The following is a 23920-nucleotide window of genomic DNA, read 5'->3' as shown; positions in this document are numbered from 1 at the left end:
GCTACTCCTCACGAGTGACGCGTAACACTTCTTCCAGCGTAGTAACCCCGGCAAGGACTTTACTCATACCGTCATGGCGAATGCTTGGTACCGTCTTACGAATGTGTTTCTCAATGGCTAATTCGCCGCGTCCGGTGTGGATCAGCTCGCGGACGTTATCGTCCACCAACAGCAGTTCGTGAATGCCGGTTCGGCCACGATAGCCGTTATTGCCACAGGCCGAACAACCCGTCGCACGGTAAATAGTACAAGGCTCATCTTCGCTGATCCCCAAAAGCTCACGCTCACGCAGATCTGGCGTGTGCGCACTCTTACAATGAGGACACAAGGTACGGATAAGGCGCTGTGCCAGCACCCCGAGCAGACTCGAGGACACCAGGAAGGGCTCGACGCCCATATCTTGTAGACGAGTAATGGCGCCTGAGGCGGTATTGGTATGTAGAGTCGAGATCACCAAGTGACCGGTAAGTGATGCCTGTACGGCGATCTGTGCCGTTTCCAGGTCACGGATCTCACCAATCATCACCACATCCGGGTCTTGACGCAGAATCGCCCTCAACCCTCTGGCGAAGGTCATATCGACCTTGGTATTCACCTGAGTCTGACCTATGCCCGCCAGCTCATACTCGATAGGATCTTCGACGGTTAGGATGTTGGTGTCGATGGAGTTGATCTCGGTCAGACCCGCATACAGAGTGGTACTCTTACCCGAGCCGGTAGGGCCCGTCACCAAGATGATACCGTGAGGCTTGCGGATCAGTTCATCGAACTGATGGCGAATCTCATCTGTCATCCCTAGTTGTTTGAGATCTAAGTTACCGGCGTTCTTATCCAGTAGACGCAGCACCACACGCTCACCATGGCTAGATGGCATGGTGGAAACACGCACGTCGACCGCACGTCCGGCAATACGCAGCGAGATACGGCCGTCTTGGGGCACGCGCTTCTCGGCGATATCCAGACGCGCCATAACCTTGATACGGGAAACCAGCAGCGAAGAGAGCTTACGATTGGGTTTGAGTACCTCTTTGAGCACGCCGTCGACACGGAATCGCACCACCAGCTGCTTCTCGTAAGTCTCGATATGAATATCCGAGGCTTCCTCTTTGATCGCTTCCGACAGGAGTGCGTTAATCAGCTTGATGATAGGCGCATCGTCATCGCCTTCGAGCAGATCTTCTGTCTGAGGTAGCTCTTCTGCCAGAGTGAACAGATCCATCTCGTTACCGATATCTTCCATCAGCTGCTGCGCCTCGGAAGAGTTGGCCTGATAAACCTGAGTCAGCTTGGCCTCGAACACAGATGGTTCAAGCTCTGCCAATGCCAGCTCTTGCCCAGTGTAACGACGCACCTCCAGCATGGCATCGATAGGCGTATTAACCGTATGGTAGAGCGTCAGAAGCTCATCTTCGCCCTTTTCTAGCACCAACTCGAATCGGTGAGCAAAGGCAAAAGGTAAGCGATCGCGACTCGTTGAGTGAAACACCTCATCTGATTCGGCCTCCGAGGCCAGCCCGAGCTCACTCGTTACCTGGGCCAGATCCTCGTTCTGTGTGGCTTGAATATCACTCATCAGTCTTATCTTGCTGCTTGTTTTCGTTAATTTGTCTCAGCGCAGGGTCAGTTTCACGCATCTTGGTCTCTAACCCTTTGCGATCCTTGTATCGCTGCAGCACATCATTAACTTCTGGTGGCAAGTACTCTTCCTGGCTCCACTCTTCCAATACCGGCACGTTTGTGTTCGGCATCAGGTTCACACCACGCTCCTGCTGCTGTAGCTGCAGGGCTCTGAAGTAGTTGTACTTACGACCGGCAATTCCTTCCATGGTCACGCCATCACGAATAATGGTCGGCTTGATGAAAACCATAAGGTTTTTCTTCTTCTTGCCGCTAGATGATGACTTAAATAGGTGACCTAAGATTGGGATATCACCCAGGAAAGGTACCTTCTGCACACTCTCCTGTACTTCTTCATTAATCAGACCACCGAGCACCACGATCTGGCCCGAATCGGCCATCACAGTGGTAGTCAGGCGACGGGTAGCAAAGGTCACATCGACCCCTGTCTTACCATTAATGCCTGAGACTTCTTGCTCAATGGTTAATTTAACCGTAGTGCCTTCGTTGATCTGTGGCACCACCTTTAACTTCACACCGACTTCCTTACGCTCAACCGTCTGGAAGGGGTTGCTGTTACCATTGCTGGAGTTTTGACTACCTGTGAGGATTGGCACTTCATCACCTACGATGAAGGACGCTTCCTGGTTGTCCAGTGTGGTAATCGAAGGCGTTGCCAGTACGTTCGACTTAGTATCGCTGGAAACGGCTTGAATCAGGGCGCCAAAATCGCCCATGGCCACACCCCAGGCCATACCGTTAACCTTGCCCAGCGCTTGGGCTAGCAGAGTGATATCACCCTTCTGGGTTGGGTTTTCGGTACATGTACCATTTTCGGTACAAACCTTAGTGCCATCTTGATCTTGAGCCTGCCAGATACCAGCACCGATCTCACCGATAGTCGGGCCTAGGTTATTAAACTGGGTACCACCACCGGCCTCTGTGGCCCACTGGATACCGAAACCGACATCATCACCCTCTGACACTTCTACGATAATGGCTTCAACCAATACCTGCGCCCGGCGAATATCCAGCTGATTAATCACGCTTTCAATAGTACGCATCTGATCGGGCTCGGCGCTGATCACCAGGGCGTTGGTGTCTGGGTGAGCCATGATGTTAATTTCATTGCGGCGCTTGCTACGCCCGCCCTGTGCCTGACCGCCATCTTGGTCATTAGCCAGTTTCTCGGCAAACCCGGTTAACACTTCCACCAGATCTTCGGCCTTGGCGTAACGCAGATAGCGAACCTTAGTATTGCCTGTTGTAGCCTGCTCGGCATCCAATTTCTTGATCAGGCTGACCACGCGCTGGCGACTCTTCTCATCACCACTGACGATAACGGCGTTGGTACGCTCATCGGCGACCACTTTAGGCGCCTGGCCTGGCAGTTGCGATTGGTTTGCCGTTGAACGATACAGGGTATCTATGATGCGCACCATTTCGCCCGCAGAGGCATATTCCAGCGGCACCACTTGCACCTCGGTATCACCCTGCTTATCGACGCGGCGAACGATCTCTACCAGCTTGTTTACCACGGCTGCGCGGCCCGAAATCATCAGGACGTTAGAGGGGTCATAGTTAACTACGTTACCGCCACCGGCGTTATCGTTAAGCTGACGCAGTAAGGGAGCGAGCTGTTTAGCCTCTGTGTTATACAGGGCGACGATACGGGTGACCATCTCGTCACCCAGGCCTGGCGCCTGGTCATCGGCAACGCGAATGGCCGAGGTCTTGGCGTCTTTGTCCTTGATCACCTTGATGATGTTGTTATCCATCTCGACGACGGCGTAGCCATAGACCTGCAACACATTGAGGAAGAACTGGTAATACTGCTCATCATTGAGCAGATCATAGCTGCGGACGTTAATTTTACCGCGCACGGTTGGGTCGACGATGATAGTTCGATTCAGGTTTTTACCAACAATATTGATAAATTCCTGAATGTCTGTGCCCTTGAAATTAGCCGCATATTGTTCCGACCACGCCAGTTGTGGTGCCAGTAACGAGGCCCCCATCACGACGCTCGCGATAAGATTGCGGCGTATTTTCTTATTATTCATTAATGACTTCCCCTAAACCCTTTTTATTGCGGCAAACTAAACATGATCTCGACCAGCTGACCTTCTCTTTCTACCATCAAAGAAATCTCGGTCAATTCTGGCAACTGGGCCATCACTTCCAATGCTTGGCTCATATCAGTCAGATCATAGCCGTTCATTGATTTTGCTAAATCGTTGGCCTTAAAGCCAGCTTGTTCAAATAATTCTCTGTCCTTACCCGGATTCAAACGGTATCCCTGCAATTCGCCACCGGCGTTGACAGGTGAAATCGCCAGGTAATCGGTGAGCTTACTGGGGTCATCCAGCAAAGCATCGCGCGACTCTTCTATCTCTCTTGAAACGTCACTATTGCTGCGATTATCTATGGTACGCACATCGCGAGAGGAGCGCGCCTCTTGTAACAGGGTATTGGCTTCGCCCTGGGTCTCATACTTAAGCCCGTCGAGCATCAGGGTCTCGTATCGGCCACTGTTGGAGATAATAATGCGATCGGCATACACCTCTTTTAGTGACGCCGAAGTACCTTTAATCTTGTCACCTAGGCTATAGGTATTTTGACTGCCACCAGACTCGATCACCGCCAGCCCTTTCTGCTCGGCTGTTGAAGCGACCACGCCGGTGAGTTGGATAGACAATGAGGTCTTAGGCGCATCGGTAATTTTCTCTTCCACGACTGGCTTAGGCTTATCCGTATTGGGATCCGCCTGACCAAAAAGACCTAAGGCTTGCAGCCTGGAAACATTTACCTGCGATGACGACCCACTACTGGCTACAGGCGTGGGTTGCCATTTTTGTGGGGTTTCGGCAACGGGAACCAACTTCCATGTGATCTGCGCCAAAAGATAGATAGCGATAATCAAACCGAGCCAGAAGGCGGCCGAACTCAGTGGCTTATGCGGGATCGCAGCTGCCTTAGATATTACTTTGTCTAATAAATCCATATTTTGTGGACCCTCAGTCAGGTCTCTAATCTGATTATAATAATTTCCAATCTGTGGCTCATGCTAACCTACACAGCTAATCGCAACAAGCCCATAACAGTCTCTTTATTGGCCTCTAGAGGCGATTTATGCTAACTTTACGCGCCTAAAAAGGGTGTGAAGTCTGTCGCTATCTCAGCGGTTTGCCAAGCATAAGTATGGACTAAATATTCAGGCTGTGAACTTGCACATCTTTATACACTTAAGGAGACCTAATCACCATGACCTCGGAACAACAAATCGCGGTTAGGCTCGACAAATGGTTATGGGCAGCCCGTTTCTACAAAACTCGTACTATCGCCAAAGAGATGATCAATGGCGGTAAGGTGCACTACAATGGTCAGCGCACCAAATCGAGTAAGATGGCTGAAGTCGATGCCGTGGTTAGACTAAGACAAGGATATGACGAAAAAGAGATCGTCATAAAAAAATTATCAGAGCAGCGCCAAAAGGCGGTGATCGCCCAAACCTTATATGAAGAGACGCCAGAAAGCATAGCCAAACGTGAGACCTATGCCGAGGCAAGACGCTTGAATGTGCTGAACAATCCCGCGCCGGATACCAAGCCAGACAAGAAGCAACGTCGCCAACTAATACGCTTTAAAGAAAGCTAACTGTGAGACACAAATGAGTAAAGATATCTTAAACCGTTACCTATTCGACAACGCCGATGTGCGCGGACAAATCGTACAGCTAGAGAAGAGCTATCAGGAGATCTTGTCGGCCCACACCTACCCAGAAGCAATTCAGTGTCTGCTGGGCGAGCTGATGGCGGCCACCTCTTTACTCACGGCTACGCTTAAGCTTGATGGCGACATAAGTATTCAGGTGCAAGGCAATGGTCCCGTCTCTCTGGCGGTGATTAATGGCAACAACCTGCAGCAGCTGCGCGGTGTTGCTCGCTGGGAAGGCGAAGTCGCCAAAGGTGCCAACCTGCAACAGCTGATGGGCCAAGGCCACATGGTGATCACCCTGACCCCGAGCAACGGCGAGCGTTATCAAGGTGTGGTGGCGCTGGAGAAGGAAACCCTGGCCGAGTGTCTGGAGCAATACTTCCTCCAGTCTGAACAGCTGCCTACCGCCATCCGTCTATTTGCCAATGGCAAGCAAGCTGCTGGCATGTTGCTACAGGTTCTGCCGGGTGAAAATGAGCACAATGAAGAGTTCGAGCACCTGGAACAGCTAACTAGCACCATCAAGGCCGAAGAGCTGTTTGAGCTGGAAGCCACCGAAGTGCTACACCGCCTATACCATCAGGAAGAGGTACGCCTGTTCGATCCTATCGAAGTCACCTTCTCCTGCACCTGCTCACGTGAGCGTAGTGGCCAGGCCCTGCGCACCGTCACCAAAGCTGAGCTGGATGCCATCTTAGCCGAGCAGGGTAAGATTGAAATGGGCTGCGAATACTGTAATAGCAGCTACAGCTTCGACTCTATCGATGTTGAGGCCTTGTTCAAAAACGCCCCGACGTCGGATACCAAGCAGTAAGCCAGCGACTTTGATTTCGCTAGATTAAGAGGATGCCTGTGCGCATCCTCTTTTTTTCGCAATTTTCGAGATCTTCCTCACACATTCAATTCCGCTTAAGTTACAATCGAGCTCTGCCTAACATGCAGACAAAAAAATAACAAGCTGGCACAGACCAGCCAACCCTACTCGAATGATGGAGACCTTACAGATGGCGGATGGATCTAAGCAAACTCATAAAAATCCCTCTACAGCACAACTAGTTGAGTTTGCACTCGCACGCGGCGAAGGAGAGCTGACGGCGAATGGTGCATTAGTGGCAAAAACTGGCGAGCGTACAGGACGTTCACCTAACGACCGCTTTATCGTGAAAGAAGCGAGCAGCGAAAACGATATCGATTGGGGTTCGGTCAACAAGCCGTTCGCCATGGATGCCTTTAATGCCCTGTGGGATCGCGTTGCAACCTACCTGGCCGACAAGGAGACCTTTGTTTCTGAACTGGAAGTGGGTGCCGATCCTGAACATTACCAACCCATTGAAGTCAAAACAGAAACCGCCTGGCATCAACTCTTCGCCCGCAACCTGTTTATCGTACCTGAGCAGTTCAACGTCGCCAACAAACCCGTTTGGCAGATCATGAACGCGCCGGGTTTCGAGTGTGATCCTGCCCGTGATGGCACCAACTCAGATGCTACCGTGATCATCAACTTTGCCGATCGCAAGGTGCTGCTGGCAGGTCTGAAATACGCCGGCGAAATGAAGAAGTCTATGTTCTCGGTACAAAACTTCCTGCTACCAGCCAAAGGCGTGCTGCCAATGCACTGCTCAGCTAACGTCGGCAACGAAGGCGACACCACCCTATTCTTCGGCCTGTCAGGCACAGGCAAAACCACACTGTCAGCCGATCCTAAGCGTTTCCTTATTGGTGATGACGAGCATGGTTGGGCACCTGGCGGTGTCTTCAATATCGAAGGCGGTTGCTACGCCAAGTGTATTGATCTGAGCCAGAAGAACGAACCTGTTATCTGGGATGCTATCCGTTTCGGTACTGTGCTGGAAAACGTCACTCTAGATGAGAACCGCGTTCCTGACTACAGCAACACAGAGCTGACCGAAAACAGCCGCGCGGCTTACCCGCTAGAGCATATCGCTCAACGTAAGGAAGATAACCGTGGCGCCGAGCCAAATGCCGTGGTCTTCCTGACCTGCGACGTGTCTGGCGTATTGCCTCCTGTGTCTAAGCTCAGCAAAGAGCAGGCGGCCTATCACTTCCTGTCTGGCTATACGGCTAAAGTGGGTTCGACCGAGATGGGCTCTACCTCTGCGATTCAGTCAACTTTCTCGACTTGTTTCGGCGCGCCTTTCTTCCCACGTCCGGCTGGCGTTTACGCCGAGCTACTGATGAAGCGTATCGAGTCATTCGGTAGCCAGGTCTACCTGGTCAACACTGGCTGGACTGGCGGCCCACACGGTGTAGGTAAGCGATTCGACATCCCAACGACCCGCGCCATCGTCGATGCCATCGTTAGCGGCGAGCTGAAAGATGTTGAAACTGTTCACATCGACAAGCTAAACCTTGACGTGCCTGTGGCCGTGTCTGGCGTTGACAGCAAGCTGCTGAACCCGGTCAATACCTGGGCCGATAAGGCTGAGTACGCTAAGTATGCTCAGCAGCTGGCCGAAGAGTTTGCGGCAAACTTTACCAAGTACGACGTGTCTGACGCCATCAAGCAGGCAGGTCCTAAGGCTTAAGCCCTAGGTCAAAGCGCTTAGAAATCAATGGCCCTTCGGGGCCATTTTTTATTGCCCACGAATCAGTAAGCCCAGTCGCCCTAACCTACCCGTTCGGGTAATGGTAATTTAATCAAAGCCATAGATAATGTCCTTTCAGCCGTATTGGACCTTGGCTAAGTTGTCGTTGTCGGGTCCTTTTCATTGTTAATATTTGTAAGGACACAAATATGCGTTTAACTCACCTTAGCTCTCTGCTGCTCGGCACCTGCCTACTCAGTGCCTGCGGCGGCTCCAATAAGGATTCAGACACTCCCACTGACGGCGGCACGCCGCCCCCCACTAGCTTCGACCATCAAGTGATCGGCACTGTGGTGTATCAGGGCGCAGTAGCCGGCGCCGAGGTCTGCGTGGACCTTAACCAAAATGCCAGTTGTGATAATGATGAGCCCAGCACAGTCGCGGATGCAGAAGGTAAGTATCAGATCGACTGGGAAAGTGACGTAGAAATGCCCGTCTATGAGCTAGTCGCCAGCTGGCAGCAGGCAGCTGAGGCCAGCAGCAAGCCAGCCCTACTCAAGGCTGCGTTTCGCACCGATCTCTTAAATGCAAATACCTCAAGCGAGCAAGGTGAATCAGATAGCACTCAAACCATCATCTTCACGGAAGGAGAAGGCAAGCTGATCGCATTGCAAGAACACGGCGGCGCTCTCAACCCTATGACTAACTTAGAGTATCAGCGCGTCGCACGCATGCGCGCCGCTGGTACCACATCCCTTGATATCGCAACCCAGCGCACCCTGCTCGCCGCCATGCTACTGACTATCTACGAACGCGAGGGGAATCCCTATAAACTCAGCGCCGAGCAATCTCTGGCTCCTGAGTTTGTCGACACCTACCAACTGCACCGCCATCTAGAGGCGCTAATCGGCGAGCAGCTCAGCGATGTGCTGGCCGTGGACGACATCATGTCGATGACCCGGGATCAACTAAGGGCCCTGGTAGAAGCCAGCGGTACAAGCACTCAGGAATATTTAGCCAGCGACCCCATGGCGGTGCGCTTTCTGGTCAGCAATGCGCTGATCGCCCAAGGCTATATCGAGACGCCAATCGATGAGAAGATCATGTCGGACGCCGATTGGCAGGTGATCAACAACCATTTCCTTGAGGACGACCAGCTGCATAGCAACTTCACCCTGGCCCCCGCCACATTGCAGAGCCTCTTTACCCTCACCTATGGCACACCCGATCTCACCTTCGTAGGTTCTATCGTCGAAGGCAAGGTCAATGGCCGGGTATTCGATGATCGCGAAGGAACTGACACTCCAGAGGAGTGCTGGAACGGTGAATTAAAACTATGGGTTATCGAAGGCGATAAAGACTATCAGCCGCCGGAGATTAAGTTCAAAGACAACACACTACACACAGTGTACAGCGGCACCTCGGTCCCCATCACAATCGAATTCACTAAATACTCAGGCACAGGCGAGGAGTGGCAGGCCATTCTCAGTACCACACCACCAGCACTCAAGCTGGCCGAGCTCAATTGGCCAAGCCAGGTGTATCGCTACCGTGGAAAGCAGGCTGCGGACGTGATGTGTCGTGTACGGGGTGAGTTCGCCACCTGGCCCATGCCAAGCCATCAAGATCCAGAGCTTTTAACCACGGCAGATGTCGCTCGCCTCTTCTGGCCTGCCTTCTACCCAGACGACGTGGTGATCGATGAAGAGAGCCAGACCATCAAACTCAACATCACGGGAGAGGTCACGACTTATCAATGGTCGTTGAGCACCAGTCCAAGCGATGAACCTGTTCTGCGTGTGAAGCAGATAGACCTACCAGCCGCCTATGCCGAATTTGTGTCTGTCGATAACTATCTGATCCAAGAAGATACGCTCATCGAAGTCAGTGTCTACGAGGCCACCGACTACAGCGGCAAGCTCGGCGATTACCTCAGCCTCAGCTTCGACGGCAATGAAGACAACTTCAACCAACGCTTCCACCAACACCTGGAGGCAGTCGTCAAAGGGCAGTAACCTTAAGCCGGGCGAGTCAGCTAAACAAGCAAAGAGGATGGTGAACCCCATCCTCTTTCTCTTTCTCTTTCTCTTTCTCTTTCTCTTTCCACAAATTGTTCCCTGAGCTGTTTGGCCGAACCAGGCTATCCCCCTCAAAATCCCGCCGTTCACGCCCAATACTTAAACCTAATGCTTAGACCTCATGCTTGTAATGAGTGCTTTGGCTTTATCCTCGGGATAAGCCCCAATTCACAGACTCCTCCCCTCGCCCGTGCTACGCTGCGCGCCTGCAAGACTATACTCATTCCACTAGCAAAACACAGATAAGACGAGGCAAAGGTGAAAACCAAGACAAGTAGGCTATTAGGCAATATCGGGGTGCAAGTGGTGATCGCCATGATTATCGGCGCTGCCGTCGGTTTTATCATGGGCGAAGAGGCCAGCATATTTGCACCGTTGGGCACCATATTCATCCACCTGATCAAGATGCTGGTTATCCCTCTGGTGCTGGTCTCCATCATCTCTGGTGCCGCCAGCCTGGGAGACAGCCCCTCGGCGGGCAAAATAGGTATAGGCACCTTTGGTTTCTTCATCCTCACCTCGGGCGTGGCCGTCTCCTTGGCACTGCTACTGGGTAACCTGTTCCAACCCGGCAAGGGCGTCGACTTCACCGCCCACAGCGCCAGCGGCCTGATGAAAGTGACCGAAGAGCAAGGCGCTCTGCCCGGTGTGATGGATACCTTTATCGGTATGATCCCCACCAATGTGTTCGAGTCGCTCACCGGCGGCAATATTTTGCAGATCTTGGTATTTAGCATCTTCTTCGGTATCGCCCTGACCAAGGTGAAGGGAGAAGGCAGCAAGCCTATTCTGGCGGCGCTTAACACCATAGTCGATGCCTTCGTCTGGATGATCAACTGCGTCATGGTGATCGCGCCTATCGGGGTGTTCGGCCTGATGGCCGATTCGGTCGGTACTTTCGGCTTCGATGCCTTAGAAGTGGTGTTTAAATTATTTGCCGTGTTCGTCTTCGGCATCTTACTATTTGGCTTTCTCTTCTTCCCGCTGCTGGTGCAGCTGTTCTCTAATGTGAGCGCCAAAAAATTTATCAGTGTCATGAAGAAGCCTCAGGTGATGGCGCTCTCTACCGCCTCCTCTATGGCGACCCTACCGGTGACCATGGAGACCTGTGAAGAGGAACTGGGCGTGTCTAAACCTACCGCCTCCTTCGTGCTACCACTAGGCGCCACCATTAACATGAGCGGCAACGCCATCTATTACGGTCTGGTGGCTATCTTCTTTGCTCAGATGTACGGTATCGATCTCAGCCTCGGCGCCTATGTGGCGATCATCTTCACCTCGACCCTGGGCGCCATAGGTCAGGCAGGGGTGCCAGGCCCGTCATTCCTGGTCGTCGCTGTGCTACTGGCCGCCGGTATCCCCATCGATGGACTACCACTACTGTTTGCCCTGGACAGGGTGTTCGACATGATCCGCACCTCGCTCAATATTACGGGGGACGCCGCGTGCGCCGTGATCCTCGATAAATACAGTCACAGCTAGATGCCCTCACTAAGGTGCCCCTATGGGCACCTTTTTTTCATCTCTTGCCTGCTGGGCAAAGTCAAACAAACCAAACTTTATGTAAAGCAAGCTTGACCTTGGTTGTTTTTTGACTTAACTTGATGTGTAAAGGGTGTTTGACATTTTAATCAAGCGAGAGGAACTGCACATGAAACAGATCATCGACGCCATCTGCTCAAAAGGATTGCCGTTAAGGGATATCAAGAATGCCAACCGGGTTAACTTACTCGCGCTATTGTGGGCACTCAGCCTGGGCGGCACCTCTTGGCTGGCGCACCAAGACTATCTGACCTCAAACTGGATACTGGCCACCTGCCTGCTAGTTCACAGCGTCTTAGGCATCTGGATGTTACTGGCGTTTAAGCGCTTTTTACGCCAGCTTGACGAGATGGAGCGCAAGATACAACTCGATGCCCTCGCCTTGGCTGTTGGCGTCAGCATCATAGGCTTCTCCATCTATTCGATTCTGGATCTGGCGGATCTGCTACCGGATCTCAAGGCCGCCTACCTGGTGGTACTGCTGGCGCTAACCTATATGCTGGGCATCATTATAGGGAGGCTCAACTACAGATGAAAAACCGACTAAAACCCCTGCGCGCCGAGCGGAACTGGACTCAAGCCGATCTCGCAGGTCTGCTGGATGTGTCGAGACAAACGGTCAACGCTATCGAGAAGGGCAAGTACGATCCCAGCCTTCCGCTGGCCTTTAAAATTGCCCGCCTGTTTCAACTTCCCATCGAGGCGATCTTCGAGGATGAAACCCGCGCTGAAGCCTGAGCATTTTTTCTTCTGGCCCCTATTGACTCAGGGGCCTTTTAGATCGACACTCGCCGAAAATTGACCCGCAGATCCGCCCAAGACGTTATCCCGCCCGTAAGCCCTCTGCACCAAACTGTTGAACTAGGACCAAACCATGAACTTTGATGCTTGGGTAGCTATCGATCCCTTTAGCTGGCGCGAACTCGGCAGCGCCGTACTCTGCGGCCTCATCATAGGCCTGGAGCGCCAACTCAGGGGCAAACCCGTGGGTATACGCACTTCTTCTCTGATCGTGCTGGGTACCTATATCTTCATCACCGCCTCCATGACCGTCGCCACCTCGGTATCAGATCCCTCGCGCATCATAGGTCAGGTAGTGACAGGCATAGGTTTTCTCGGGGCAGGTGTCATGCTGGCGAAAGAGGGTGTCGTGGTAGGGGTGACCTCTGCCGCCGCCATCTGGGCCTTGGCCGCCATAGGTGTCTGTATTGCGGTGATCGATCCTTTTGTGGGGATCAAGCTATCGCTCCTGGTGGTCGCCATTCTCTACGGCGTGGATCTGCTGGAGGAATACTCCTCGCTCTTTACCCGCGGGGTACATACCAAATACCGTAACTGGCGTCGCAACGGCTATTAATCATTTAGGTGTGGTGCCTCGGCTCTTGCCAGGCACCACACCTGTACCTGAATATAGCGGCGCTCAAACAACTTGGTGATTTCACTGACCGTAGTGCCTGTGGTCACCACATCATCTATCAGGGCGATGCGCTGATAATCAAAATCTTCCATCAAGCTAAACGCGCCCGCTAAGTTACGCCGCCGCTGCTTGCCGGTTAAGCCAGCCTGAGGCTGAGTATCGCAGATCCGCGCTAGTGCATGGGGCAAGACAGGCAGTGACAGTGCCTGACCCAGCTCACTGGCAATCAAATAAGCCTGATTAAAACCCCGTTCACGCAAACGTTTAGGATGCAGAGGCACAGGCACTAACACCTGCGGCAGGGTTATCGCCTCTATCTCTACCAGTGCCTGTATTCGCTGCACCAAAGCATTCACCAAAGGCGTCAGGCCAGCCAGCTGCCCCTGATATTTTATTGCCGCCACCGCCTCACCCAGCCCATCATGATAACTGGCGGGGGCAACCACTTTAATTGGCAGGCTTTTCATGCAGGCACCGCAATAGCAGGTTTGCACGCTAATAAGCCGGCCACAGCCCAAGCAGCTAGGAGAAGAATAAAGGCCCGCGTGCAGGCAGGTTAAACAGATCCCTCGCTGTGGCAAGACCACCCTTTGATGGCACATCATACAGCGATTGGGTAGACTAGCCGCCAGCAGGCGTTTCAGCCTGGCGCCGAGCCAGTGCCAACGCGATAAATTCAGATGAGTTCTATCCATTTAACTTGTATCCGACCGTTAGAGGCATCTTTGTGAGTCAGCAATCCTTGCACATTGAAACTATAGGCCAAGGCCGTCCCATCGTCATGCTCCATGGTTGGGGGGTCAACAGCGCCGTCTTTAACCCCCTGCACCACGCAATTGCCGATCACCAACTGATTTGCATCGACCTGCCGGGCTTCGGTGACAGCCCCGCCATCAGTGGTGAACTGGATACCTGGGTCGATCACATCATGGAGCAGGTACCTGAGCAGGCGATCTGGGCTGGCTGGTCCCTCGGCGGGCTTATCGCTACCCGTGCGGCGGTGCGCTATCCAGAGCGTATCGACGCACTACTCACCATAGCCTCCTCTCCCTGCTTTATGGCGCGTGATACCGAAGGCTGGCCAGGTATTCCGCCGCAGATTCTGGGGCAATTTGGCGACCAGCTGGAGCAAGATCTCGGTAAGATGATCGAGCGATTCCTGGCCATACAAGCCATGGGTAGCGAAACCGCTAAACAGGATATCAAGCAGCTTAGGGATCTGGTAATGGCCAAACCGCTGCCGGATGCTGGCGCGCTGCGCGCCGGCTTGCAAATGCTCAAAGAGGTGGACCTCAGGCCGCAACTCGAAGAAATTCAACGGCCTTGGCTGAGAGTATGGGGGCGTTTAGATGGCTTGGTGTCTCGCCGGGTACAGCCGCTGATGCCGGTGAATACCGAGCTATATAAAGATCTTATCTTGCCCAAGGCTTCTCACGCGCCCTTCTTTTCCCATAAAGGCGAGTTTGTCGAAGGGGTAGAGACCTGGTTGCAGGCGCTTAAAGAATAATCACTTTAATTCATAACACTTTTTGGTTATTATTTAGACAACCGTCTAGGAGTTTTCTATGTTAGTGGTGACCAACTATCCGCAAGTGCCGATCGCGACGACCAACGCCGCGACCGATAGCGCACGGGTAGAAAGTCAGCAACGCCCGCCTATTATTCCTGCGCCTCAGATGGCCAAGAGCAACGAAGAGCGCCCCTTTAACCCGCAGAACGAGCGCGCTGCCGATCAGGCCAATGTACAAGCTAGGCTCAACGAAAAAGTTCAGGCCAAACAGCAGGGTCAGGGCCAACATCAGCAGGAAGGTCAGCAACAACAGCAACAGGCGAAACAAGGTGCGGCCATCATTCGGCCTCTAATCATGAAACCTGCGCTGGCCCGTCGTGACATACGATCGCCACAGGCTGAATCACCACAGGAACCGCAGAAACCCAAGACTCGCTTCGACAATCAGGCCACCAGCTTCTATCAGAGTGTGTCGGCCCATGTCGCCAACTTCTATCAAACCCAAACTCTCCCCAAGGGAGAGCCTGAGTTATCCACCTTTATTTAATCGATGCTACCTGCTGCAGCGGCGTTTGATATAGCTGCTGCTGATAAGCCATGCTCCCCCACAGCGCCCATGACAGGGCCATCTGCTTCATCTCATCGCTTTGAGGGCTATGGGTAAGCGTCTTGCTCTCAAAGTCATATACATAACCTGCTGGCTCGCGCTCGGGCTGAAGAACCACCATATCATTGCCACGCAGATAGGCCATGTTCTTGTCATACTGCATCAGGGCCCTACCAGCCCAGTTGTCATCCACCTGGGTCAGATCTCGCCCTAGCATAGGATAGCTGCCCGATATCCCCATTAGCGATAAAAGCGTCGGCCCCAAATCTATCTGGCTCACCACTCGCTGATCCATCTTAGGGGCAATATCATCCCCCAGAATGATCGCCGGGATCCTAAACTGCTCAACAGACACTAGCGATGCACCGCCGACACGGCTCTCATGGTCGGCCACCACCACAAACAGGGTATCTTTCCAGTAGCTGGACTGCTTAGCGAGTTTAAAGAACTCTCCCACCGCATAATCGGCATACTTGGCGGTGTTGTTGCGGGTCTGCTTGGGTTGCTCATAAAGCTCGATGCGGCCATCGGGGAACTCGAAAGGCTCATGGTTAGAAGAACTAAACACTAAACTAAAGAAAGGCTTACCTTCTTTATGGAACTGTTCGAATTCATCATTGGCCCGCTTGAGCAGATCTTCATCCGACACACCCCAAGAAGCGACAAACGCAGGATCTTTATAATCCTTCTGGTCGACGATATCGCTAAAACCATTACCCAGGAAGAAGGTGCGCATGTTATCGAAATGACTCTCACCACCGTAAATAAACTGAGTCTGATAACCGTTCATCTTAAGCAGATCGGCGATGGTAAAGAAATCTGTCTGACTCTTACCCAATTTGACCACAGATCGCGCCGGTGTCGGTGTAAAACCTGTGGTCACCGCTTCGATACCTCTAACCGAGCGGGTACCTGTTGCATAGAGACGGTTAAAAGCCCACCCCTCCTTTGCCAAGGCGTCGATATTGGGCGTCAGGGGTAAGCCGCCAAGATAGCCGGTAAACCTCGCTCCCAGGCTCTCCTGCAATATGATCACTAAATTCTTCGGCTTACCTTGATAACTTGCCTGGTTATAGGTCACGCTGGGCAGGGACTCTGAGGTAAAGGCGCTCAGCGGGCGACCGCTGTCTTTACGAATATTGTCGATGATCTGACTCTTATCCAGCTTGCCGTAAACCTCAGAGGCACTAGCTTCGGCCCCCATCTGCTTAATGGCAAACACCAAAGAATAGGAGGAGTTAACTACCAGAGAATTCACCAGAGGATCATCGGCAAAGGCAACCATGGCCGGGTTCAGTGGACGGTGACCCAGGCTAGATCTCGCGCCCAGCAAGGTCACTACGATCACCAGCAGCGCTATTATCGGGCGCCATAGCCGGCGAGGGTAAACCACATCTTTGAGTAAGCGCCCACTCAGGCGCCAGCCACCCCAAAGGCTAAGACTAGTGACCAGCAATCCGAGAAATATCTCCCCCTTACGGCTGGTCCACAACATGGAGAGCACCTCTTTGGGATAGATAAGGTACTCGATATAGAGACGGTTCGGCCTTAGGCCATATTCCTCAATAAATGAGGGAGTAGAAAGCTCTAGAAAAATCATCAACCACAGCCCCAGAGTCAGCCAGACTCGGAGCACAGACTTCCAGCCACGTCCCACAAGGTGATCGCCAGCAAAGAGTGTAGTCCCTAAGGCCGCGATACCCCAGAGCCAACACAGGGTAGCGAAATCCACTCTCAATCCCTGTAACAGAAGATGAGACCAGCCATCCACGGCTGCCACCCTATCGGCCTGCCATATACCTAAGCCGATACGGCTCAGTGTCGTGATGGCTAAGGCTATCAATCCAAAATAGATAATGGCGCCAAAGGGCCCCAAAGCTGACTTAACTTTAGTCATAAATTTTCCAAGTATTTTTATATAGTCGAATGCTTTCTGGCGAAGCACTTGTTTTCTTGCGCACGTCGAACGATAGTTTGACATAAAAGTAAAACTTAAGTTCTATTTATGTTTCAAAGTGCGCACAATCAACGAAAATAGACAAGTCTGGCCATCATCTAGTAGAGCAGTCACAAGGTGAAAGTTTTGTCGAAGGGTGCCTGCAGGAGCGGCTTGAGAGATAGGAAACACGAGAATATTGAAACAAAAAAAGCCAATCCCCCTAAAGGAATTGGCTTTTTCTTTATTTACTTATTGGCTATTTTTTTAATTTAGCAAAGGCATCGGCAAAGGCGTTACCCATGGCCGCGTTGGCCGGCGCCTTAGGCTGTTTAAATTGCCCCTTAGGCTGACTCTTGCCTTGATGGCCTTTACCCTGACTGCCCTTACCCTGTGGCCCTTTAGCAGGCCCCTTTGCTCCCTGATGAGCACTTGCCTTTTCGCCGGGTTTCTCATCCAGACGCATGGTCAGGCTGATACGCTTACGCTCAACGTCGACTTCCATCACCTTCACCTTGACCACATCACCCGCCTTCACCACGGTATGGGGATCGCTGACAAATTTGTCGGTAAGCGAGGAGATATGTACCAAACCATCTTGATGCACACCAATATCGACGAAGGCACCGAAGTTGGTCACATTGGTCACCACGCCCTCTAAGATCATCTCAAGCTTAAGATCTTTGATCTCCTCGACCCCTTCCTTAAACACGGCGGTCTTAAACTCGCCTCTAGGGTCACGGCCCGGCTTATCCAGCTCGCTGAGAATATCTTCTATGGTAGGCAAACCAAATTCTTCGGTCACAAACGCCTTAGCATCGATCTGCTTGAGCAGATCTTTGTTGCCGATCAGGGCATCGACCGCCTGTTGTTGCGCCTTGGCAATACGCTCAACCAGGGCATAGGTCTCGGGGTGCACAGCACTGGCATCCAATGGGTTTTCTCCCTCTCGAATACGCAGGAAACCGGCGGCTTGCTCGAACGCCTTAGGACCGAGACGTGGCACCTTAAGCAGCTGTTTACGCGAGGTAAACTGACCATTCTGGTCGCGATACTCGACGATATTACGCGCTAGCGTCTTGTTTAAGCCCGCAACCTGGGTCAACAGCGGCATAGAAGCCATGTTGAGATCCACGCCAACACCGTTTACACAATCTTCCACCACGGCTTCGAGAGACTGGGACAGCTGACTCTGGCTCACATCGTGCTGATATTGTCCCACACCGATAGACTTAGGTTCGATCTTCACCAGCTCGGCCAAAGGATCCTGCAGACGACGGGCGATAGAGACGGCGCCACGAATCGATACATCCAGATCAGGAAACTCCTCCGCCGCCAACTCAGAGGCAGAATAGACAGAGGCACCCGCCTCGCTCACCATGATCTTGGTGAGTGTCGGCATCTCACCCTTCACCGCGGCAATCACCTCTCCCGCCAGCTTGTCAGTCTCGCGCGACGCCGTGCCATTGCCAATGGCGATCAGCTCAACCTTATGCATCTTAACCAGATTGGCCAAAGTGCGGATCGACTTCTCCCACTGGTTTTGCGGCGCATGAGGGAAGATGGTGGAGTGCGCCATCAGCTTACCCGTGTTGTTCACCACGGCCACCTTGACGCCGGTTCTCAGCCCTGGGTCTAACCCCAGTGTCGCCTTAGCACCGGCAGGGGCTGCCATCAGCAGATCGCCCAGGTTACGGGCGAAGACGTTAATCGCCTCGGTCTCGGCGCGTTCACGCAGCTTGGCAATAAATTCGGTTTCCATCTGCAAAGCGATCTTGATACGCCAGGTCGACGTGACCACTAGCTTAAGCCACTGATCCACCGCTGAGTCACTGAGCTTTAGGTTAAAGTGATCGGCGATAATCACCTCGCAATAGCTGCCCTGCTTAGACTCGTTATCGGGATCGGCATTCATGCTCAGGCTCAAAATGCCCTCGTTGCGACCACGCAGCATGGCCAGCGCACGATGCGACGGGACATTCATCAGCTTCTCGCTGTGTTCAAAATAGTCTCTGAACTTGGCGCCCTCTTTCTCCTTGCCCTTAAGCACACGGCTTTCGAGCACGGCGCTCTGGGTCAGATGCTGACGCACCTTCTGCAGCAGCTCGGCATCTTCGGCAAAACGCTCCATCAGGATGAAACGAGCGCCATCGAGCACAGCTTTTACGTCATCAAAACCCGCCTCGGCATTGAGGTACTCGCTCGCCAAGGCCTCGATATCCGCCTGACGATCGGCAAGTAAACGATCCACTAAAGGTTCCAGCCCCGCCTCGATGGCGATCTGTCCCTTGGTGCGACGCTTAGGCTTATAGGGAAGATAAAGGTCTTCCAGACGCGTCTTGCTGTCGGCTTGGTCGATAGCGGCCTGTAGCTCGCTGGTCAGTTTGCCCTGGGCCTGGATGCTGGAGAGGATCACCTGACGGCGATCGTTAAGTTCGCGCAGATAGCCTAGGCGACTATATAGCGTGCGCAGTTGGGTATCGTCTAAACCACCTGTGACCTCTTTACGATAACGCGCCACGAAAGGTACCGTCGCGCCGTCATCCAGTAGAGTGATAGTTGCCGTCACTTGCTGCTCACGAACATTGAGTTCCTGAGCGATGATTTGTGCAATATTTTGCATAGATTACATCGTGCCCAAATAGAGAGTTAATTGCCGCCAAAGATAACACAGGCACGGACTAAGTTGTACGCCCTATCTGTCGCAACCCCAGTTTTTGGCGAGTTAAATAGGCGACACATCTCTCAGTTTAGCCGCGTTGTTCGCACAACTCTTGCCAGCGTGAAATCGCCTCAACATCACCATTGCGATAGCCGATATAACAGTTGAGCTTCTGAGTGGTATCGCTCTGGGCCGCCTCTTCAATCGGTGCTGGCACTTCGATCAGGTGCAGGCCACCGCTGGCGACGCAGCTACACAGGGTATCAACAAATTCACCAATGTACTGACACAGATGCCCCCTGCCGCCATAGGCCTGAATCAATAATTTAGGATCGAATCCCTCGTGATTACAGGCATAGATGGGGGCATCACCGGCCTTGCCCAGATGGAAGATGTTGTTGCGCATATAGACGACCACTAAGTTTGCGCCCTGCTTTTGCAAATTGATCAGCTCATTGGCCTGAAAGTTAAAACCACCATCGCCAGTGATCACAACCACGCTCTGATCGCTTCCCAGCTCCGAAAGTTGGTCCACCACAGCTCTGGCGTAAGGCAGACTGGTGCCCATGGCGGCATACCAAGGATTGGCCAGATAGCTGCGACCGATATCGCTGCCAAGGGTGTCGAGTTCAAAGCTGGCAAACAGCGAATTACCCACCTCTGGCACAAAGATGAAGGGGCGAGTCGCTGCCTGCTGCGCAGCATTAATTCCCGCTGCCAGAAGATGATAGCCAAGCTCTGCTTGCGGCGCAGGCTTCTCTGCCTCTATTGGGTTCAGGTTGACTTGCGTCTGCAATGCCAGCGGCTGCTCAATCAGCAGCGAGATCACCGCATCTACGTCAGTCTCCCACTGCGCCGTGCCCTTCAGCATCGTCTTGTTGCCGTGATTATCTATGGCATGGGTCTGACTGCTAAAGGCATTGTTGGTGTCAGAAGGGAAAATCGCCGTACCCAGCTCCAGCACATAATCGGCCTCTGACTCGATATACTGCTGCTGGGGCAAACGGCTGAACACGCCATTATAGCTGCCTAAACAGAGCGGCTTTGACTCATCCAGCATTCCCTTACCAAACCAGGTGGTGGCATAGGGCAGATGGTGATGCTCGCAGAAGGTCAGAATCTTTTCCAATAACACTGGGTTAAGCCTGAGCTTTTCTCCCAAAAACACCAAGGGTGCCTTAGCACGAGTCAGCTGAGTGCGGATCTGATTGGCGATCAGCTCGGCGCCACTCAAATTGAGCGCCTGCGGCCTTAACTCACTCGGGCAGCTAGGCAGGTTTAATGCCTGAGTCGGCTGATAGATGAGGTCGCGCGGCACCTCAATATACACGGGTTGACGGTTCACATAGGCATGAAGCAGCAGCTGCAAAAATTGCTCCGCCGCCACATTGGGCTGACCGCTATGACGCTGGCCTTGCAGACGCTCGGCGCGCACCCCCAGCGCCTTGAAGGCGTTGAGCGCTGCATCGAGATCCGTATGCCAAGCCGTATGAGGGTGCACGCTATGGTGCAGCGCCTGACTGTTGATCTCTGCCTCACCGGGCGCCCCCGAGATAATTACCACAGGCAGGCCTTCGGTACGCGCTAAGGCAGCCGCCGAGGTGCAGGGCAAGCTACCCACCGTATAGGTGGTCATACAGACACCAAGTGGGTTTAACTCGGCCTGAGCACAGGCGCTAAAACCTGCGTGCATCTCATTGCTGGACGGCAATACCGCGACCTGCTTATCCAGCGCATTAATCAGATTAGCGACAAAGTCACCGCCAACACCATAGACACGCTTCACGCCAAAGAAGGCAAGCAGTTCGGCGATGCTATCGCCTAACAAGGGGAGATGGGCGGCGTAATCGGCGCCAAAATTAGATTCAATCGATACAGACACGGCAGGCTCTCGGTTATCCAAAACAGCCTGTAGCCTAGGAGGAGTCGCAATGCGACGCTTTGATCGAGATCATCAAGCCATCAGGGGCCAGGCAATGACAGATGATCTCCAGGGTGACAAGATTTCGTTACAACGAAGCTAAGAGCTAAATATTAAATATAATATCAATCAGTTAAAAAGTGGATGACCTGTTACCTCAGGCTTACATCCTACTTTGGCCGCTAGTCTTCAAAGGCCTTATATTGGATCTTGTTGACGTACCACTCTTTCTTACCGGCGGGCGTGTTAACCACCACTTCGTCATCCACCTGCTTACCAATAAGAGCTCTGGCCATGGGCGAGTCTATGGTGATATAGCCGAGCTTGGTATCCAGCTCATCCTTACCGACGATGCGATAGCGTACAATTTCGCCCGCCTCGTTTTCCAGCTCCACCCAGGCACCAAAGAACACCTTGCCCTCTTGCTGGGGGGAATAGTCGACAATTTGCAGATCCTCCACCCGCTTCACCAGATAGCGCACACGGCTGTCTATTTGGCGCAGTAAACGCTTGTTGTAAGTGTATTAGTACCATGCCAATAAGCATACTAAACAAATGAAAGTGAATAGTTTAATGCTCTAGATCAATAGATTTTATTTCAAAGATCATATGTTAGTAACACTAACTATGTAATAAAAAGTATCTAGTTTAGGAAGTGAGTTATGGCTTATGTTTTCAAGAGGCATGTTAACTATAAAGCTAATCAATCAGCTTTAATGGTTACGCTTCCTGCAATTTTTACTGAGCAAGGTCTCCTTGTATCGCATCTCAGATTCCTTTATTCAAAACGTCACAAATCTCAATCTTGGATTGAACGAAATATATTTGCAGTAGAACTACTACTAAAATTTATCAATGCCCATATAAATACTTCTACTTCGGCCACGGAGATGCTTCGCTCGTTTGTCGATACCCTTTGCTTTGGTTCAATAGATAACTCAAACGATGACCAATCTGGTTTGTACTGGCAATCAAGAAGGGTTGAGGATGTTAACGCAATACTTGGCCACATCAACTTCTATTGCGACTATTTAGATGAACTTCATGGTCATGAGCTACCCAATCTAAATCCATTAAGAAAAGCCACTAAAGCTGAAGAGAGAATGCGCTGGTGCGCTTACTATAAACGCCAATCAAACTGTTTCTTAAACCACCTCAGCAATCGATCAAAACATCACTCCTCTGTTGTGCGCAACATTCAAGGCCCATTGAATCATCTGTTGGCGATTGAATCAGTACATCGCTTCCCAGAAGAACATTTCGAACGTTTCTTACAATATGGCTTTCTTAATCCTCGAACCGGTGACATGGATTTCGGAAGCCTGCTAATTGTGATGCTGATGCATTACGGCGGTCTTAGACTATCCGAATGCTTCCACATTTATACCAGTGACATTTCAGTTGATACCAAAACAGGCTCAGCAATAGTTTCAGTTTTTCATCCCAGTGATGGAGCAAGTCCTGAACCAAGGTTCTCAAATCGCAGAGACTACTTAAACAGTCGATTTCGTCAAAAGCCACGTAATGAGTACAAACGATCCCATCAGCTTTATTCCGGCTGGAAGCAACCTCTGCTAACAAATCGAAACCTATCATTTGATGTCATGTTTTTTCCAGCAAACAAGGCCAACGATTTCACCTGGTTATTACACAAATACTTAGCGATAAGAGTTGACGGAGATCATCCATATCTTTTTAGCAATTCGATAGGTGGGCCTGAATCAAAGAAGAACTTTCTTCAAAAGTACAAGCGAGCTGTAGAACGCATCGGACTTGATGCTGGGAAACACCTCGGCACTAGCCCACACTCCCACAGGCACTCTTATGGTTATCGACTAGCAGTCTCTCACTTCAACCAATTAGAAATACAAAAAGCGATGCATCATAAAAATCCAGATAGTTGTCTTATCTATATATCGCCACAAGATAAAGAAATCAGAAGTAAAATGAGGGAATTAGAGCTATGAAAAAATTCTACTCTTCCCTTGCCGAAGCCCAACAGGCGGCGCAAACCTTGGCCATCGCCACTCTGACCGAATACCAAAAGCGCTACCGTCAGGACCCTCGTTTACCCAGCCAACCAAACCGAATCTATGCAGCCGACTGGCAAAGCTGGCCTTCATTTTTAGGCACTGAAGACAAATATTACCCCACTCTCGACGAAGCCCAACAGGCGGCGCAAACCTTGGCCATCGCCACTCTGACCGAATACCAAAAGCGCTACCGTCAGGACCCTCGCTTACCCAGCAGCCCAAGCCGAACCTATGCAGCCGACTGGCAAAGCTGGCCTTCATTTTTAGGCACTGAAGACAAATATTACCCCACTCTCGCCGAAGCCCAACAGGCGGCGCAAACCTTGGCCATCGC

Annotated in this window: 19 protein-coding genes and 1 pseudogene; 12 read left to right on the top strand and 8 right to left on the bottom strand. The window is 52.0% G+C overall.

Going from position 1 to position 23920, the window contains the following annotated elements:
* Window position 1: 1 nt before the first annotated feature.
* The 3 genes from gspE to gspC are packed head-to-tail and all read right to left on the bottom strand — an operon-like array spanning window position 2 to window position 4621.
* A complete protein-coding gene (gene gspE, locus L2712_RS12890) occupies window positions 2-1573 on the bottom strand; it encodes a type II secretion system ATPase GspE (protein ID WP_088905695.1) in 1572 nt (523 codons plus the stop codon).
* Window positions 1566-3680, bottom strand: coding sequence for a type II secretion system secretin GspD (gene gspD / locus L2712_RS12885; protein WP_033540281.1), 2115 nt, complete (start codon window positions 3678-3680; stop codon window positions 1566-1568). Before gspD ends, gspE begins: the two co-directional genes overlap by 8 nt.
* A 23-nt stretch (window positions 3681-3703) precedes the next feature.
* Complete coding sequence (gspC, locus tag L2712_RS12880; RefSeq protein WP_033540282.1) at window positions 3704-4621, bottom strand: type II secretion system protein GspC; 918 nt, start codon at window positions 4619-4621, stop codon at window positions 3704-3706.
* Between the two features lie 260 nt (window positions 4622-4881).
* Between gspC and hslR the strand changes: the two genes are divergently transcribed.
* The 8 genes from hslR to L2712_RS12840 all read left to right on the top strand — a co-directional run bounded on the left by hslR (window position 4882) and on the right by L2712_RS12840 (window position 12857).
* Complete coding sequence (gene hslR / locus L2712_RS12875) at window positions 4882-5274, top strand: ribosome-associated heat shock protein Hsp15 (RefSeq protein ID WP_248978009.1); 393 nt, start codon at window positions 4882-4884, stop codon at window positions 5272-5274.
* A gap of 13 nt (window positions 5275-5287) precedes the next feature.
* Entirely contained in the window at window positions 5288-6148 is an 861-nt protein-coding gene (gene hslO / locus L2712_RS12870; protein ID WP_248978008.1) for an Hsp33 family molecular chaperone HslO, read from the top strand.
* A gap of 190 nt (window positions 6149-6338) precedes the next feature.
* A complete protein-coding gene (locus L2712_RS12865; protein WP_248978007.1) occupies window positions 6339-7880 on the top strand; it encodes a phosphoenolpyruvate carboxykinase in 1542 nt (513 codons plus the stop codon).
* A gap of 209 nt (window positions 7881-8089) precedes the next feature.
* Window positions 8090-9895, top strand: a complete 1806-nt coding sequence (locus L2712_RS12860) for a hypothetical protein (RefSeq protein ID WP_248978006.1) — start codon at window positions 8090-8092, stop codon at window positions 9893-9895.
* A 321-nt stretch (window positions 9896-10216) separates the two neighbouring features.
* Entirely contained in the window at window positions 10217-11440 is a 1224-nt protein-coding gene (locus L2712_RS12855; protein ID WP_346347565.1) for a dicarboxylate/amino acid:cation symporter, read from the top strand.
* Window positions 11441-11609: 169 nt separating this feature from the next.
* A complete protein-coding gene (locus L2712_RS12850) occupies window positions 11610-12035 on the top strand; it encodes a hypothetical protein (RefSeq protein ID WP_033540288.1) in 426 nt (141 codons plus the stop codon).
* On the top strand, window positions 12032-12238 hold the full coding sequence (locus L2712_RS12845) for a helix-turn-helix transcriptional regulator (protein ID WP_033540289.1): 207 nt from the start codon (window positions 12032-12034) through the stop codon (window positions 12236-12238). The genes L2712_RS12850 and L2712_RS12845 overlap by 4 nt, the downstream gene beginning before the upstream one ends.
* Before the next feature lie 136 nt (window positions 12239-12374).
* Complete coding sequence (locus L2712_RS12840; protein ID WP_033540290.1) at window positions 12375-12857, top strand: MgtC/SapB family protein; 483 nt, start codon at window positions 12375-12377, stop codon at window positions 12855-12857.
* On the opposite strand, the gene L2712_RS12835 is transcribed toward L2712_RS12840, so the two are convergent.
* Entirely contained in the window at window positions 12854-13612 is a 759-nt protein-coding gene (locus L2712_RS12835; RefSeq protein ID WP_248978005.1) for a ComF family protein, read from the bottom strand. The two genes, L2712_RS12840 and L2712_RS12835, sit on opposite strands and share 4 nt — an antisense overlap.
* Before the next feature lie 32 nt (window positions 13613-13644).
* Between L2712_RS12835 and bioH the strand changes: the two genes are divergently transcribed.
* Together bioH and L2712_RS12825 are read left to right on the top strand one after the other, a co-directional pair.
* The gene (gene bioH, locus L2712_RS12830; protein WP_346347564.1) at window positions 13645-14424 is read left to right on the top strand and encodes a pimeloyl-ACP methyl ester esterase BioH; all 780 of its coding nucleotides are present in this window, start codon (window positions 13645-13647) and stop codon (window positions 14422-14424) included.
* 58 nt (window positions 14425-14482) lie between these two features.
* Window positions 14483-14974, top strand: coding sequence for a hypothetical protein (locus L2712_RS12825; protein WP_088905702.1), 492 nt, complete (start codon window positions 14483-14485; stop codon window positions 14972-14974).
* Here L2712_RS12825 and L2712_RS12820 read toward each other — a convergent pair.
* The 4 genes and pseudogenes from L2712_RS12820 to L2712_RS12805 form a co-directional block, all read right to left on the bottom strand.
* Window positions 14967-16931 (bottom strand): LTA synthase family protein, encoded by a 1965-nt coding sequence (locus tag L2712_RS12820; protein ID WP_248978004.1) that lies wholly within the window; start codon window positions 16929-16931, stop codon window positions 14967-14969. The genes L2712_RS12825 and L2712_RS12820 overlap by 8 nt on opposite strands.
* 298 nt (window positions 16932-17229) lie before the next feature.
* The gene (locus L2712_RS12815) at window positions 17230-19593 is read right to left on the bottom strand and encodes a Tex family protein (protein WP_248978003.1); all 2364 of its coding nucleotides are present in this window, start codon (window positions 19591-19593) and stop codon (window positions 17230-17232) included.
* Window positions 19594-19720: 127 nt separating this feature from the next.
* Window positions 19721-21514: a thiamine pyrophosphate-binding protein gene (locus tag L2712_RS12810; RefSeq protein WP_248978002.1), complete on the bottom strand. Its 1794-nt coding sequence runs from the start codon at window positions 21512-21514 to the stop codon at window positions 19721-19723.
* Window positions 21515-21735: 221 nt separating this feature from the next.
* A pseudogene (locus L2712_RS12805) lies at window positions 21736-22077 on the bottom strand (GreA/GreB family elongation factor); the annotation flags it as partial.
* Window positions 22078-22215: 138 nt separating this feature from the next.
* Between L2712_RS12805 and gmtY the strand changes: the two are divergent.
* Both gmtY and L2712_RS12795 read left to right on the top strand, forming a co-directional pair.
* Window positions 22216-23520, top strand: coding sequence for a gamma-mobile-trio recombinase GmtY (gmtY, locus tag L2712_RS12800; protein ID WP_248978001.1), 1305 nt, complete (start codon window positions 22216-22218; stop codon window positions 23518-23520).
* Window positions 23517-23920, top strand: a 404-nt coding sequence (locus L2712_RS12795) for an integrase repeat-containing protein (protein WP_283104842.1), incomplete at its 3' end; no start/stop codon positions are given. The genes gmtY and L2712_RS12795, both read left to right, overlap by 4 nt.

This window comes from Shewanella marisflavi (genome assembly GCF_023283925.1).
Classification (GTDB): domain Bacteria; phylum Pseudomonadota; class Gammaproteobacteria; order Enterobacterales; family Shewanellaceae; genus Shewanella; species Shewanella marisflavi.
Note: the sequence above shows the minus strand (reverse complement) of the source record. Positions and strands in the feature narration are given on the sequence as shown.